Origin of the sequence: Nitrososphaera sp. (assembly GCF_050748925.1) — an archaeon.
Lineage (GTDB): Archaea > Thermoproteota > Nitrososphaeria > Nitrososphaerales > Nitrososphaeraceae > Nitrososphaera.
The window spans coordinates 1-13,189 of sequence record NZ_JBOGQF010000043.1 but is presented as its reverse complement, the minus strand read 5'-3'; the positions used below and the strand labels follow the sequence as shown (position 1 = coordinate 13,189).

15 protein-coding genes and 1 other RNA gene are annotated in these 13,189 nt (G+C 51.4%); 10 read left to right on the top strand and 6 right to left on the bottom strand.

The features are described 5' to 3' along the window. Positions 1 to 28 precede the first annotated feature (28 nt). The gene (locus ACREAY_RS05260) at positions 29 to 1,015 is read right to left on the bottom strand and encodes a hypothetical protein (protein WP_431754713.1); all 987 of its coding nucleotides are present in this window, start codon (positions 1,013 to 1,015) and stop codon (positions 29 to 31) included. Between the two features lie 404 nt (positions 1,016 to 1,419). Between ACREAY_RS05260 and ACREAY_RS05255 the strand changes: the two genes are divergently transcribed. Then, the gene (locus ACREAY_RS05255; protein WP_431754712.1) at positions 1,420 to 1,956 is read left to right on the top strand and encodes a hypothetical protein; all 537 of its coding nucleotides are present in this window, start codon (positions 1,420 to 1,422) and stop codon (positions 1,954 to 1,956) included. Between the two features lie 143 nt (positions 1,957 to 2,099). Here the strand turns inward: ACREAY_RS05255 and cas1 are convergent, their stop codons facing one another. Then, entirely contained in the window at positions 2,100 to 2,813 is a 714-nt protein-coding gene (cas1, locus tag ACREAY_RS05250) for a CRISPR-associated endonuclease Cas1 (protein ID WP_431754711.1), read from the bottom strand. Between the two features lie 66 nt (positions 2,814 to 2,879). Continuing rightward, positions 2,880 to 3,776 (bottom strand): hypothetical protein, encoded by an 897-nt coding sequence (locus ACREAY_RS05245; RefSeq protein WP_431754710.1) that lies wholly within the window; start codon positions 3,774 to 3,776, stop codon positions 2,880 to 2,882. 625 nt (positions 3,777 to 4,401) lie between these two features. On the opposite strand from ACREAY_RS05245, the gene ACREAY_RS05240 reads away from it, so the two are divergent. Continuing rightward, positions 4,402 to 4,905 (top strand): DUF367 family protein, encoded by a 504-nt coding sequence (locus ACREAY_RS05240; protein ID WP_431754709.1) that lies wholly within the window; start codon positions 4,402 to 4,404, stop codon positions 4,903 to 4,905. A 1-nt stretch (position 4,906) separates the two neighbouring features. Here the strand turns inward: ACREAY_RS05240 and ACREAY_RS05235 are convergent, their stop codons facing one another. After that, positions 4,907 to 6,760, bottom strand: a complete 1,854-nt coding sequence (locus ACREAY_RS05235; RefSeq protein ID WP_431754708.1) for a hypothetical protein — start codon at positions 6,758 to 6,760, stop codon at positions 4,907 to 4,909. 205 nt (positions 6,761 to 6,965) lie between these two features. Here ACREAY_RS05235 and rnpB point away from each other — a divergent pair. From rnpB to ACREAY_RS05205, 6 genes are all read left to right on the top strand, one after another. Then, positions 6,966 to 7,244, top strand: an RNA gene (gene rnpB, locus ACREAY_RS05230) — RNase P RNA component. A 615-nt stretch (positions 7,245 to 7,859) separates the two neighbouring features. Further along, positions 7,860 to 8,018 (top strand): hypothetical protein, encoded by a 159-nt coding sequence (locus ACREAY_RS05225; protein WP_431754707.1) that lies wholly within the window; start codon positions 7,860 to 7,862, stop codon positions 8,016 to 8,018. 99 nt (positions 8,019 to 8,117) lie between these two features. Then, positions 8,118 to 8,351 carry a hypothetical protein gene (locus ACREAY_RS05220; RefSeq protein WP_431754706.1) on the top strand — a complete coding sequence of 78 codons (234 nt, stop codon included), beginning with the start codon at positions 8,118 to 8,120 and terminating at the stop codon, positions 8,349 to 8,351. Positions 8,352 to 8,384: 33 nt separating this feature from the next. Further along, positions 8,385 to 8,765, top strand: coding sequence for a hypothetical protein (locus ACREAY_RS05215; protein WP_431754705.1), 381 nt, complete (start codon positions 8,385 to 8,387; stop codon positions 8,763 to 8,765). Positions 8,766 to 8,796: 31 nt separating this feature from the next. Beyond that, positions 8,797 to 9,744: an NOL1/NOP2/sun family putative RNA methylase gene (locus ACREAY_RS05210; RefSeq protein WP_431754704.1), complete on the top strand. Its 948-nt coding sequence runs from the start codon at positions 8,797 to 8,799 to the stop codon at positions 9,742 to 9,744. After that, positions 9,741 to 10,280 carry a PUA domain-containing protein gene (locus ACREAY_RS05205; RefSeq protein ID WP_431754703.1) on the top strand — a complete coding sequence of 180 codons (540 nt, stop codon included), beginning with the start codon at positions 9,741 to 9,743 and terminating at the stop codon, positions 10,278 to 10,280. The genes ACREAY_RS05210 and ACREAY_RS05205 overlap by 4 nt, the downstream gene beginning before the upstream one ends. Here ACREAY_RS05205 and ACREAY_RS05200 read toward each other — a convergent pair. Together ACREAY_RS05200 and ACREAY_RS05195 are read right to left on the bottom strand one after the other, a co-directional pair. After that, positions 10,277 to 10,432, bottom strand: a complete 156-nt coding sequence (locus tag ACREAY_RS05200) for a hypothetical protein (protein WP_431754702.1) — start codon at positions 10,430 to 10,432, stop codon at positions 10,277 to 10,279. The two genes, ACREAY_RS05205 and ACREAY_RS05200, sit on opposite strands and share 4 nt — an antisense overlap. Positions 10,433 to 10,525: 93 nt before the next feature. Beyond that, entirely contained in the window at positions 10,526 to 11,590 is a 1,065-nt protein-coding gene (locus tag ACREAY_RS05195; protein ID WP_431754701.1) for a hypothetical protein, read from the bottom strand. Positions 11,591 to 11,659: 69 nt separating this feature from the next. Between ACREAY_RS05195 and cofD the strand changes: the two genes are divergently transcribed. Next, positions 11,660 to 12,619, top strand: coding sequence for a 2-phospho-L-lactate transferase (cofD, locus tag ACREAY_RS05190; protein WP_431754700.1), 960 nt, complete (start codon positions 11,660 to 11,662; stop codon positions 12,617 to 12,619). Continuing rightward, positions 12,616 to 13,189: 2-phospho-L-lactate guanylyltransferase (cofC, locus tag ACREAY_RS05185; RefSeq protein WP_431754699.1), on the top strand; the 574-nt coding region annotated here is incomplete at its 3' end. The genes cofD and cofC, both read left to right, overlap by 4 nt.

Genomic DNA, 13,189 nt, shown 5'->3' with positions numbered 1-13,189 from the left:
TTGACGAATGGAAAAGAGTGGTTTTATTCTAGCTAACTGCTCGTCGTTCTTCATCCTTGTGTTTCTCCGATTGCATCCATATCTGCTCAAATATCGCGAGGGAAGCAAGAACAGTCGGCTCGCTATTAGAATATGTGGCCAGTCCCATTGCTTCTTCAAAGAAGGTTTCTTTTGAATCACCTTTTAGCTCTACCGTTAAACAATAAGACTGGTCAACCATAAGCGTTGTAAGCTTGTTATGAAAACGATGTTCTTGTTGCTGCTTTCTTTGCCTAATATCGATTCCTAGTTCTTTGAACTTGCTTGCAGCTTCATTCTCGCGTGCAGGCACCAATATTCTAATCTTTACACTACGCGGCGGTGAGGCTGCTTCGCTTAGCAACTCAAATACTTCTGATATCCCTTGGGAGCGGAATATATTTTCTGAAGAAAAAAGAATTAGTATTTCGTCCTCCGCTCCTCTGATAAGGTCATAGCCAATCTTTTGTATTTCGCGGGGGTCTCTGATAGACTCTATAAATTCTCGTTTGGTTCCTTGCTCAATCTCTTTTATTCTCTGCTTTGCAGGAATTGCCTTTGACCAGAGGCTGTTTATAACATATTGCTGCAGTTCTATCACTTCTTTGATGTTGCTGTGGATACAATCTGTAGGAGGTCCCCCTTTCGATGATGAGGGGATAGGAGCAATGTAGTCGCTCTCGCTAACTCCCCACCCTCCTACAACAATTCCATCTAGGTGACGGACTTCGGCAAACTTCATCCATTCTTTGCAGTAAGAGATATTTTCCGCTGTAATTTCAGTGATGAACCTTATCCTTACGCCTCTTTTTTTAAGGTCAATATATGCTCGCCTTATCGGCTCTGTCTCGATTACCAGTCGAGGCCATGTTTGATCAGCAAAAAAATCGAGGCCTTCCTTTACAGCATTGGTACGTTCCACAATTAGTCTGATCGTATTTTCAAGGTCATGTATGACCTCTACTCCAATGCCTGAATCCAGAGAGTTTTTTGTCACATGCGATGCAGATCTCTACCTTAGATATACGGAGAACAGGCGTAAAAGAATTTTCTTAAGTGAACTCACTTTTTTATCATCTTGGACTTGCATCACATCTTCTGTCGCTAATACAATGGCATTAGATACAACCGCCCCTTTTTTTGAGCGCAAAAACATACGCACACCAAAGTAGGTGGCCAGAATTAGCTAGTGAAAAAATAATTAGCGAGACAGAATCCCTGTCGCGGGTATGTGCTGCTATTACAATTCAATGTAATAAAATCCAATTCGCTGCGTGCTTGGCATATTATATAAAAGATCACCTGCTGTAAGCAATGACAAGTTCGACAAAGAACGAGTTATTATTGTGGAAATGCCTGTCATTTGCTTTGATGGGTATTCTGGCAACAGCAGCTGTGGCCATGTCAACCTTAGCAGCAGCAACTCCAATACCCTCTGCGTCGGCTGCCAAAGCCCCTCCAGCGTATACCGACCTGACAAGCGCAAGTGTTTCTGATGTTACGGATCCCAATCAAAAAGTCCTATACAACATCACAGCGGCGGGCAACATACCCCTGACAGCCGACTCGTACATAAAGAGCAAGAAGGTGTTTGGATACGCATGGATTGGTGACCCGTCAATAATTGGTGACCCCAACTTGTTTAACGCGACGGTGGTGACCTTTGACAGAGTCCCCGGCACTACTTCGAGCTGGGACGCCCACACATACGAGCTGAAAGATGTGGACGGCACGATATGCGTCACTGCTATCGGAGATCCAAGTATACGCACCATTTCGATAACAGGCAACCTCCTCAATGCGACACTGAACAGGTCGGACGTATCTGTCACACAGGATAACTTTGCGTACGCCACAACCTTTGAATTAAAAGTAAACAAGAAGGCATGCCCAGAGCTGGGAGTTGAGCTGGTGGGCATCGGAGATCCGCAGATATGAGTAGGAGAGACTAGGACTAGTCAAGGATGAAGGCTGAGGAAAAAAGAAAGAAGAGGCAGCAGAAGAAGCAAATCCCGATGGCGTAGAGAGTGAAAGAGAGACCAGACTAACTTTCTCTTCTTCCTTCTTTTTCTGGCATCAATTCAAACTAGTTTGCTCAATACCTTGCGGTACACCCTTATCGTCTTGCCCTCAGCCAGCTTTTGTTTTTGATACCATAGTCCAGACTTGCTGATGCCAAGCGATTTTCGTTCGGCCGGCGTCATGGTTAAGATGCGATGTTGTATGTCTGCGGTGTCATTTCTCTTGGCGGATAACGCTGGGATATCAAAAGATAATGCCTTGTTTTTACCAATTACAAAGTGCGCCAACCCGTGTATGTTGCCGGACAAAATTGTCTGGTACGCGGCGTTCCTACCTTTGAAAACGGCTTTTGCATTCATGTTTAACTTTATCTTTTCAATCAATGCTTTTGCGGTCTGTTCTTTGAGCCTGATGTGATAGTTCTCGGTGACAATAAAATCAGACTTTTTCACCTTCTTTTCTTCGAGCAGCTGAATTACCGACAGGTCAATGAGCCACCTGAGCAACTCTTGCATATCGTATACTAGCGGCTCTTTGCTCTCTGCCAATTCGTGTAAAAAGCCAATAACAGGGTCAAGTCCGACAGCATTGATGTCTTTTCTTACTTCTGATTCCGAAATGGCGTAGCCATAATTCAATAATGCATTAATCTCGTCCGATGCATTCATGTTCCATGAGTATGACTTGTTTTTTCTGCTTTTGAAGTTGAAAGACGGGTAAAGTTTGTTAAAGACCTTGGACAGGCATTCCCAATAGAATGTAGCAAGTTCCAAATCCAGAAATTAGTTGATATCCCTTTCCGTACCCTCTAAATATTATGTCCGATATGTCGATCCAGGCTAATAAACCCGTATCGAAAAATATCTTTCACCTCCCTCATGAATGATTTTGCATTTTGCAGTACTTCTCTTTGTTACACTTAGGAACATCAGGACATCTTCTTTTCTTATACGTACTGCCAGTGTTTTATCGAATAATGCGTACCAAGGGAAATCCGATTTATTGATTACGGCGTAGTTATTGTCAATGTCTGCCTCAATCCTTTTTTCTTCTCTCGCCAAGACTACTTTGATTTGTTCTGTGGTCTCTTTCAGTTCTCTCGAAGTTGAAAATATTTTGCACAAATCGGCAATTACTTGCTCTTGCTTATTATTGGCAAGGCGGCTTTCTTCATTAGCATAAACAGAAACAAACTTTTCGTTATTTCTACAAAGAATATTTAGAATTATTCCACCAATCTTATTTTCGAGGTATTTTTCGATCAGGTTTATGTAGTTTAGCAAGAAAGGGTGATCAAAAAGCCATTCAGGCTTACATACATGTCTTGGAATTATAGTTGTGCAGATTCTATTTCTTATTACTCCCTCGAGAACTATTTTTAAACAGTCTTTGCAAACGCGACCTGCTAGGTCGAAAAAGGGATAGCCAGAATGATGTTTTACCAAGTTTAGAACCCTTCCTTGCACGGTTTCTGATTGCTCGTCAAGCAACTGCCGTGCTTTCCTTCCCTGCAAAAAGAGAGAGGATGGGGCAGGCGGAGATTGCGTGAGGAACAAGCTATCCGATGCTGGCCTATTGCCGAGTGCCTGAACCCCTCCTTCTCCTGAATGAACATTGCTTACATGCCGTTCTGCATTATTTTTTCGGGTGAAATTAGTCCCGCAAACCGTACAGGCCCAATTCGCTTCCCTATATTTCCAGCGCCGAGTTACTCCGGAGTGACTCTCTTCACACATTCTCTTGCACCCATTAAAATTCCTTATTTAGGAATTTGGGCCATTCAGGACGTATGCAACAAGAATTCCCCCGAATGGGGTCATTGCCAACAGGTCGCGTTTGTGCCCATTCACAAGGATCAACGGCACAATTTTTGTATGCCCTCTCCTTTTCCGAAAGCAAATCAATTACGCTTTTCAAAAAATGATACCTCTACATTTGGCGACTCCAATTCATTGCCTCTTTATGCCTGCACGAAAAGCAGATCGCGGGTTAGTTCCTTTCGCAAGCCAGTTGTTGTTGTCCAAGGCACTTTCATGGGCCAAAGTCAATAGCATCGTGACGCTATCCTAATGCTCGATACAGGCCTAGCTTTGTTCCCTATAGCATTTACTTCAGGTGTCGCAAAGCCTCATAATGGATCTCCAAAGTCACGGCCTATTTTTCGCCCATAGGCTTCAAAGATTTTGAAAGTGTAGATAGGCCGAGTGTTTTGATCTGTTAGGCAGAGTTTCAAAACAAGTGCATCAAGATGAGTGCACAGGGCATTTCCCGACATTGTAACTTACCAATGATTTGAAAAGATGCTTTATGTCGCCTTCTAAACCAATAAATACTTAATCAATTGGAAGCCTCTATTTGTTATTGAAGCCGCAGGTCTACATGATGCGCCAGGACGACCCGTTCAAGTGCACGGCTGCAAAGCTGGCAAAATTCCACATCGCAGAACCCGTGCGCTTTATCCGCAATGACGTAATCGTGCTCAACCCGTTTTCCCACACGCTCCTGACAAAGAACGATGCGGCGATAGCGAGCGCAGTGTGCGCTGTCGACTGCTCGTGGGAAAAGGCCGATGATGTCGCAAAACACCAGAAGGTCTTTTCGGCAGGCATTGGCCGGCGGCTGCCTGCCATGCTTGCGGCAAACCCCACAAATTACGCGAAACTTGGCAAGCTGTCCTCTGCCGAAGCACTGGCGGGCGGGCTCTATATCTTGGGCGACAAAACGCTTGCGGCAGAGATCATGAACAAGTTCAAGTGGGGACACACATTTCTTGAATTGAACGGCAACCTGCTTGAAGACTACTCAAACGCCGAAACGCAGGATCAGATGAAGCAGGAAGAGCAGGAATATTTTCCCACCCAATAGATCAGGATTTTGGAATTCCGGACAGCCTGCCCCTTGACGTCGCAAATATCATTGTGGCTATCAGCGCCGCCATGACAAGGGCCGCAAAGGGAAACTCGGGCGCGACCTGCGTTCCTATTACCACCACGCTCTTTGCTTCTGGCCTGACCGCAATGGTCAGCTCCCTTTCCATTTCTGTCGTGCGAACTTCATCGTACTCTGCTTCTTCGCCGTCGACCATTATCATAAAGCCGCCGTCAGACTCTCCTTCCTTGGCGTCTATCAGCAAGCGCGGCAGCGTTATAGTCAGCTCGCCGGCCTCGCCGGTTTGGACTGCCAGCGTTATGCTGCGGGAGTCAGAATCTGCAGTGACTCTGTCAACGCTTCCGGTGGTCAGCAGCGCGCCGACTTCAAACTGCTGTCCGTCTATTGCCACGGGCACGGCCTGCTGCTGGCCGGCCGGTGCGGGCACAACTTGCTCGCAAATTATCTGCACTATTTCCTTGTTGGTACCGCTCAGCTCGTACACGCCGTCGTTGTTGCTGTCAGTCAGGTGCTCAAAGCTGAACTGCTGCGTGCCGTCCGAATCGCTGCTCTGGTTAAGGTCTGAGCCGTGCATTATCCACGGGGCCCCGCTGGTGACGCCTGCGCCGACCAGTACCACGGCATGGGCCCCGCCGGGCCAGCTGTAGACCAGCTCGCAGTCCTTTCCTTTCTGCATGGCGTCAAACATGTCATCATACTTTATCGCCGTGCCCATGCCGGTCGAAGTCGCGCTTCTACCGTTCATGGTTGCAGAGAAATCAGAGTCGCCGGGAGGGATGCCAAATCCAAAGTGCGTGACCTTTACCCTGTCCTGCAGCCCGTTTTCAGCCAGGTACTTTAGCTTGCCTTCAAGCCCCCACGTCCCGGAGCCGTTCCTCCTGTCAGTCACGGTCCTGTTTGTCAGAGAGTCGAGCTGGCCGACAAGCGAGTCGTCGCCTTTTAGGCCGGGCCTGTGCTCATGGGGCACGGGCAGCCCCTGCGTCTCTTCAAGGAACTGGAGGCTGTTGGCCATCGAGGCCGGCATGCACTGGTCGTCGGCTGCCTCGATGTTTTTGTGCCCGTACTGTATCGTTGCGTTGGTCTTGTTCGGGTCGCCAAAGAGCACGTCATCAAGCGTCGGCGGGCGGGTAATTGTGGTCGTCGCATAAGGTATCGCGCACAGCTCAATGTCTATCATGTCCAGGTCGACCGTCAGCGAGACCGGCGTTGTGTAGCCACCTTTGGCCTCGTCAACAGAGGCAAGGAGATATTCGGAATATTGCACGGTGGCGGTTATGCTGCCAGACTTTTCTCCAAGGGCAAAGTCTGTAGAGACGGTATGGTAGGGAAAGTCCTCGAGCACCGGGAGGTTCTTGACGACCCAGCTGTCGTCCAGAGCGATGTTGACATATCCAGAGTCAATGCCTGTCGACTCATTCAGTGTGTTCACGTCGACGTCAAGCCTGCCTGTCTCGCTGCCAAGCCCCTCGTGGAGGTAATTGACCCTGCTGAAATGCAGCCCTTGGTCCTCAGACGTAATGAACTGGTAGACATATCCCTCGACCTGGCCCTGTACGCCATACCCGCAGCCCTGAGGGTCCGGGTCGGGAATGGATGTGCCGTCGATTGCAGTCACAAAGCCTCCCTTGTACGCGTGGTAGTGGGAAAATCCGCAGTTGTCAGGAGGGGCCACCTTGAACTCAAAGATAGAAACGATATGTCCGTTCACAACAAGGTGTGAAAAAGACAAGTCCTGCTGGGCAAAAGCTTGCGGATGCTGGATTAATGCAAACGGCGACGACGCCAGAGCAAAGGAGAGCAGTGCTGCAAAACTTGTCCAGAGGATTCTCATGGTGTTTTGTAGCTTGTTTTGCCCAATTATAAAAGGAGTTTGATGCATGCGGGCCTCTTTTCAAATCAATCGTTATGAAAGCTCTTCCCGCCGCACATGGCTGCGGGCCGCTTCAGTTGCTATAAAAGAACAATTATTTTGGCACTTTTCCACTGGAAACGCGCACTAGCGCAATGTAAAATAGCAGGCGGCGACAATTACCAGTGCGAGCCAGCGGGCGGGCGACTCGAAAGAGAGGAAACTCCTCCCTCGCTGCAGGCACCCGAGTTAGCGATAATTAGCCGGAGACGGCTGGCAACGGAACAGAAAAGAGATCCGGTCGGGGTGCACGGTGATGGCGCAAGCCTGAGGTTCCCGATACCGGAATGAAACTGCCGCCCCGGGTGGAGCAAGGCAAAACAGAGCACAAGGGTCCTGCACCTGCTCAGGTTGGCTGCTCAGCGGAATCCCGCCTAGAACAGAAGGAGGGTTACGGCTGGCACGCATTACGATTTGTAGTGGGTCACGTCGCCCATTACTTTTCTTTTCACAAGATAGAAGAGATTAGGTTAGAGCGTCGCAGGTATGCCCGAGGAACCACTTTGTTTTTGTTATGGTGACGCCATTCTCAGCCCTGACATGGTTTTTGCGATTCTGATTCCAACTATTAACGCAAATCGTTTCTAAAGATTGTTGCGGCTAATGGAACAAAAAGATTCCTGCGCATTACAAGCGAACGCGAAAAAGACCCTAAAGGGATTATCGAAATGCAGGTTAAATTCTTGTTGATGCAGGCCAAAGAAGATTGTTGCACGTTGTTTTTCGATCATTGGATGAACAATGGCTGGAAAAGAACAGGTCTGGCAGGGGTATCGACATCAAGCGCGATAAGCAGGCGAAGGACAGCCTTGTAGAGATTCTTGCTTCGCCGGTATTGTTGGCAGAAAATGAACGCCGGCTACGACAAGCCCGAGAAAGTCTAAGATTCCCCAGTAGCTAAAAGACTCGTTCCAAGAAATAAAGACCAGCTCACTCTGTATGTAATTACGGCTGACACACTCTTTTTCTATAGAATTCTACCGTACAAGGTTTATCAACAAGCTATACCTGATTATCGCTGGTGGCAAAGCCAGCTCCTTTAGAAAAGAAGCCAGGAAAGCACCTTTATGACGACGAAAAACTGGAGAACATACTCCGCTACTACAACATCGAAGACAACTTTGAGTCGCTCCTCACCTACATAAAGCGCAGGGGCCTCATCGACGACGAGGAGCAGTAACTTTCCGGGATTTTCTTTATATCAAAGAAAAACCTGCCACTTTTCTGTAACAATTGTTACAACCGAGATCTCTTAACCCTAGCTGCCCTGCGCATCCTTATGTCATCTGACTTTGAATCAGGCATGGCTCGCGACATGCCCATGTTTAGGAGGATAGGCGATTGCTCCATTGACGAGCTTTATTGCGCCCTTGACGACCTGGGCCTCGACACGGGCAGGCTCTTGAAGCTGAACCTTAGCCTGCACCAGGTCCAGGAGGTATACCAGGGCCTGCTCAGGTGGCAGAGGACCGGAATGAGCATGAAAGAGCAGCTCGTAGCGATACTTCAATAACGCTATTACGTCTGTTCCTTCCACCATCTGCCAGTGCGCGTGCTCTATGTCATCATTGGCATCGCGGCCGTCGCTGCGATTGTGGCCGGCTATGCCGCATACTCGTCACTTTACAGGCCGCAGTACGCGCTTGAGGTGGACGCGACTCGCGACACCACGGACATTTCAGGCACGCTGTACAGGATAAGGGTGGCAAACGTCGGCTCTGAGAGGCTGACAGGCATTTCAGCCGAAATGGGCGCCGGCGACGTGCAGACAAGGGAATTTCTGGACCCAGGCCAGACCTACTATTTCTACCCAAACCCCGACACGCTGCGGCCGACGATAAGGGTGACTGCCAACGAAGGCATAGACGTGACCACCGACTACCGCACCCCGACAAAGGCGCTCGGCCTGCCGGGCACCGGAAGATAGTATAAATCGGCGCGCCGCCACACATTGCTGCTTGACGCTCCTTTTTCCAAGCACTGCCAGGTCGGCCGCGCTTGCGGGCAAGTACGGCTATGACGAGTGGCTCGTCAGCAGGTTTTTGCAGTACGTGCCCGACGTTGAAGGGTTCCTTGAAAAGATGGAGAGGCCGCCGACGAGATACATCAGGGTAAACACGCTAAAAACTACAAGGGAAGAGCTCGCTTCAAGGCTTGCCGCAAAGGGGTTCGAGCTTGGCGACACCGCCATCCACGACGTGCTTGCGGTGAAAAAGGCGCCACTTCCCACAGGCGCCACCAATGAATACCTGCTGGGCCACTATTACATTCAGGACCTCAGCTCGTGTGTGGCAGTCGAGGCCCTTGGCGCAGCCGAGGGGCAGGCGGTGCTTGACATGGCGGCCGCGCCGGGCGGCAAGACCACCTACATTGCGCAAAAGATGAAAAACACGGGCTCGATAGTCGCGCTAGAGCTGGTGGAAAAGAGGGCAAGGTCGATGGCATTTAACATGGAGCGCCTTGGCGTGTCCAACACGTGCATCTGCAAGCTCGACGGGCTGCGCGCTGCAGAGCTTGGCAGCTTTGACCGCGTGCTCCTGGACGCGCCGTGCAGCTGCGAGGGCGTTATTGCAAAGGACCCCGCGAGAAAGACGAGTCATTTACCTGAGGACGTGGACTATTGCTCGTCGAGGCAGGAAAAGATGCTAAAAGTCGCCATACAGGTCGCAAGGCCCGGTGGCGTCATCGTTTACTCTACCTGCTCGTTTGCTCCTGAAGAAAACGAGGCGGTGATAGACAGGGCCGTAAAAGAGTTTGGCGTCAGCGTAGAGCCGCTTGCCCACGGGAGCGACGGCATGGGATCGTTCGGCGACGCGAATTTCGATTCAAGCGTAAGAAACGCGCGCAGGTTCTACCCGCACCTGCACGACACGACCGGGTTTTTCGTCGCGAGGCTGAGGAAATGACGTACAGAAAGCCGACGAGGGAAGAAACAACCGCAATCAACAGGGCGCTTGGCAGGTGGGGCGCGTACGAAGCGCTCAGGAAAAGCACGTTTCTTGTCAAAGACGGCAAGCCAAAAAAAATCTGCGCCGTCTCGCCGGCGCTCGAGGAGCAGGCGATTGCACTCCAGCCGTATGCAGCCGGCCTGGAGATAGGCGAGCTGGGCAAGCAGTTCACCCCGACGGTTGCAGGAGCTGGCCTGCTTGCAGGGTCCGGGAAGAGCAGGTTATGTGTGCAGGTCGGCGAGAACGCGGAAAAGCTGGTGCTGTACGGCAGGGACGTGATGGGCGACTCTATCATAGAAGCGGCCCCGGACCTGGACGAGAACGAGCTTGTGATAATGACAAACCAGAAGGGCGAGGCGATAGGCATCGGCAGGACGCGCTTTGCCGGCAAGGCGCTTTTGCAAAAGGGGAGGATCACTATAACCACCCTTGCGGATGCGGGCCGCTACCTGAGGGACGAGGACGAAAGCAGGACAAAGATGGCCCGGCGCTAGCTTGACTCTACCGCGGCGTTCTTGAGGACAGAGCCCACGTATTCCGCAGTGGTGTCCAGCTTTTCTGATATTGACTTTATCGACATCCCGCCGTCATACAGCTCAAAGATGCGCTCGTCAAGGTCATACTTGGCCTCTTCCTCGGTTCTCATGAAAGCTAGGACGGCCGGACGAATAATAGAGGTAGCGCTCTAGATTGTAAAGCAAGCTTGTGAAATAAATTAAAGTGAGGAGAGGCGCAGCTATTACTTTCTGGCTTTCCACAGGATAAAGACGGCGATCGCGCCCATCATGCCCCCGAACACGAGGAGCACCTGGACAGGAAAGCTGCCTGTCGCGCTCTGCACGCCTTCAGGAGTATCTACTGTCACCATGGCAAACTCGCCGTCGCTTGGGGCATTCTTGTCATTGTTAGAGTAGCCTGCCACCTGGATCTGCCCGCTTGGCGCCGGGACCTGCGAATGCACCCGAACTTCGCTGCCGCCAATGTTGGCGGTCGCGTCTTTTTCCTCCGCTTCAAACGTGCCTTCCCGGAAGCTGCTTTCGCCTAGCGAGTAGATCGACACTACCCTGGCTCCGCTCTCTTCCCTAAAGTAGGCTGATGACTCTGCGAGGCTTCCCGACGGGTCAAAGAGAAAGTGCCAAGTGTCCATCGACTGGTCGAATTTTCTAAAGTCGAGGATCGGCTCGTCAAATATCTCTGCGGCCGCTGAAGACTCGATCTGTCCTGCTACCTCGGGATACAGGACTGCGATGAGGCCTATTGCCTTGTTGATCTCTATCTCGCCCAGGTCCGGCGCGTCTAGTATTATCGGCTGCGTAACGTGGATTCCCCTCCATTCAAAGTCCACGATGTCGCCTGTGAGGCCTGATTCAGTACCCTGGTTGATGACGAAACCCTCCATTTTTGGGTGAGCCTCTATCTTGTATGATATCAGCGTGTTTGTCTCGCCCGGCTTGACAACCGCGGTGTAGGTAAGGTTCATAGAGGTTACTTGCACGGGACTCTTTGCCGCCACCATGGCGTTGTTGAAAGCCGCTATGGCGTTAGAAATGCTGTTGTCTGTACTGTTGGCGTTGCCTCCAAGCGTGAATTTCACCCTCTGGGTCTCTTCGCCCAGCTGGCTTGCGATAGAGCTGCCTGCAGGGTATCTGAGCTCGATATTCTTGACTCCGATAAAGCTTCCCTCTGCCTCATTGCGCTGGGGTATCAATGACGCGTTCATGTCGTTTGCAAATGCACTCGGAACGGCGCTGAATATCAAAATGGCAGCAAACAATGTCGCTATGACGGCAGATAACGACTTCACGAGCAGAGCTTCCCTCGTTCCTTTTATAATCTTTATCTCGTGCGCGCAGCTGCGGTTGCGGATTCCGCCGTGTTACATATAATAGATCCGCGCGCCCAGCAGCAGAGGTTGATAACCGTCATCGCAGGCGGCACCGGCTCTGTCAAACTGGTACGCGGCCTGGCAAAGGTTGCAGGGGACGTGGCAGTGGTTGCAAACGTGGGCGACAACATCTGGCTCCACGGGCTGTATGTCTGCCCCGACGTCGACACTGTTGTGTACGGACTTGCAGGCATGCTTGACGAGAAAAGGGGGTGGGGCGTGCAGGGCGACACGTTTTCGTTCCTGGGCCAGCTCAGGCAGGCGGGAGAAAGGCCGTGGTTTTCGCTTGGCGACAAGGACTTGGCAATGCATGTTTTGCGCACGGCCATGATGAAAAAGGGCAGGACGCTGTCGGAGGTCACCGGGTTCTTTGCAGAAAAATACGGCATCGATGCAAACGTCATCCCTGCGACTGACACCGAGGTTGCGACCATGATATCCACCGCCACAGGCGAGATGCACCTCCAAGAGTTCTGGGTCAAGAACAGGGGCAGGCCGAGGGTCACCGCGGTGCGCTATGCCGGAATTGAAAAAGCAGAGGCGAACCCGGCTGCCATTGACGCCATCAGAAATTCAGACAGGATAATAATTGCGCCGGGAAACCCGGTGTCAAGCATTGGGCCCACCGCGGCAATTGCGCGGCTGAGGGCCGAGCTGGCGAAGGCCCGCGAGAGGGTGATTGCTGTTTCGCCCATCATCGGCGACAGGCCGGTAAGCGGGCCGGCGGCAAAATACATGAGGGCAGTCGGGCTGAAAAGCTCGCCTGCAGGAGTCGCGGCGTTTTACAGGGATTTTGCAGGCGCGCTCGTCATTTCAAAGGGCGACGCCGGCACGTCCGGCGACATCCGCAGGCTCGGCATGGACGTACACGAAACAAACATAACCATGGCGGGCAGACAGGACGAGGTAAGGCTGGCCAGGTACCTGCTCAAGGTCGGAACCCGTTGAAGACATTTTTCATAATACCAGTCAAGAGGTTTGAAAACAGCAAGACCCGCCTTTCTTCAATACTGAGCGCTGACGAGCGCATATTGCTCGCCGGCCTGATGCTTGACGACACCCTTGCCACGCTCAAGACGATCGGTTCAAAGATTCTGGTTGTGTCCGGCGACAGGCACGCAAAAGAGATAGCCGAGTCGCACGGCGCGAGGTTCATCCACGAGGAAAAAGACAGTGGCGTCAACTCGGCAGTCGCGCTTGCAGACAGGCATTGCGTTGACGCCGGCTCGGACGCAAGTGTGGTTGTGCCCCAGGACCTACCGCTGCTGAACGCCGGCGACATCAATCAAATGATCGCAACTGCAAGAGCGGAAAGGTGTATAGCCATATGCCCGTCGCTCCGCTACGACGGGACGAATGTCCTTTTGCGCAGGCCGCCTGACATCATAAAAACGCATTATGACAACAACAGTTACGAGATGCACATAAAATCAGCTGCCGACGCGGGCGTTTCTGCACACGTCATGAAACTGGAGCGGCTGATGTTTGACATCGACACGCAGGAAGACGTGGCGCAGC

What these genes read in the sequence shown, in the direction of transcription:
- ACREAY_RS05255 (WP_431754712.1), top strand. Translation starts at nt 1,420, where the DNA reads ATGTCAACCTTAGCAGCAGCAACTCCAATACCCTCTGCGTCGGCTGCC.
- ACREAY_RS05245 (WP_431754710.1), bottom strand. Translation starts at nt 3,776, where the DNA reads ATGTGTGAAGAGAGTCACTCCGGAGTAACTCGGCGCTGGAAATATAGG.
- ACREAY_RS05235 (WP_431754708.1), bottom strand. Translation starts at nt 6,760, where the DNA reads ATGAGAATCCTCTGGACAAGTTTTGCAGCACTGCTCTCCTTTGCTCTG.
- ACREAY_RS05220 (WP_431754706.1), top strand. Translation starts at nt 8,118, where the DNA reads ATGTCATCTGACTTTGAATCAGGCATGGCTCGCGACATGCCCATGTTT.
- ACREAY_RS05205 (WP_431754703.1), top strand. Translation starts at nt 9,741, where the DNA reads ATGACGTACAGAAAGCCGACGAGGGAAGAAACAACCGCAATCAACAGG.
- ACREAY_RS05200 (WP_431754702.1), bottom strand. Translation starts at nt 10,432, where the DNA reads ATGAGAACCGAGGAAGAGGCCAAGTATGACCTTGACGAGCGCATCTTT.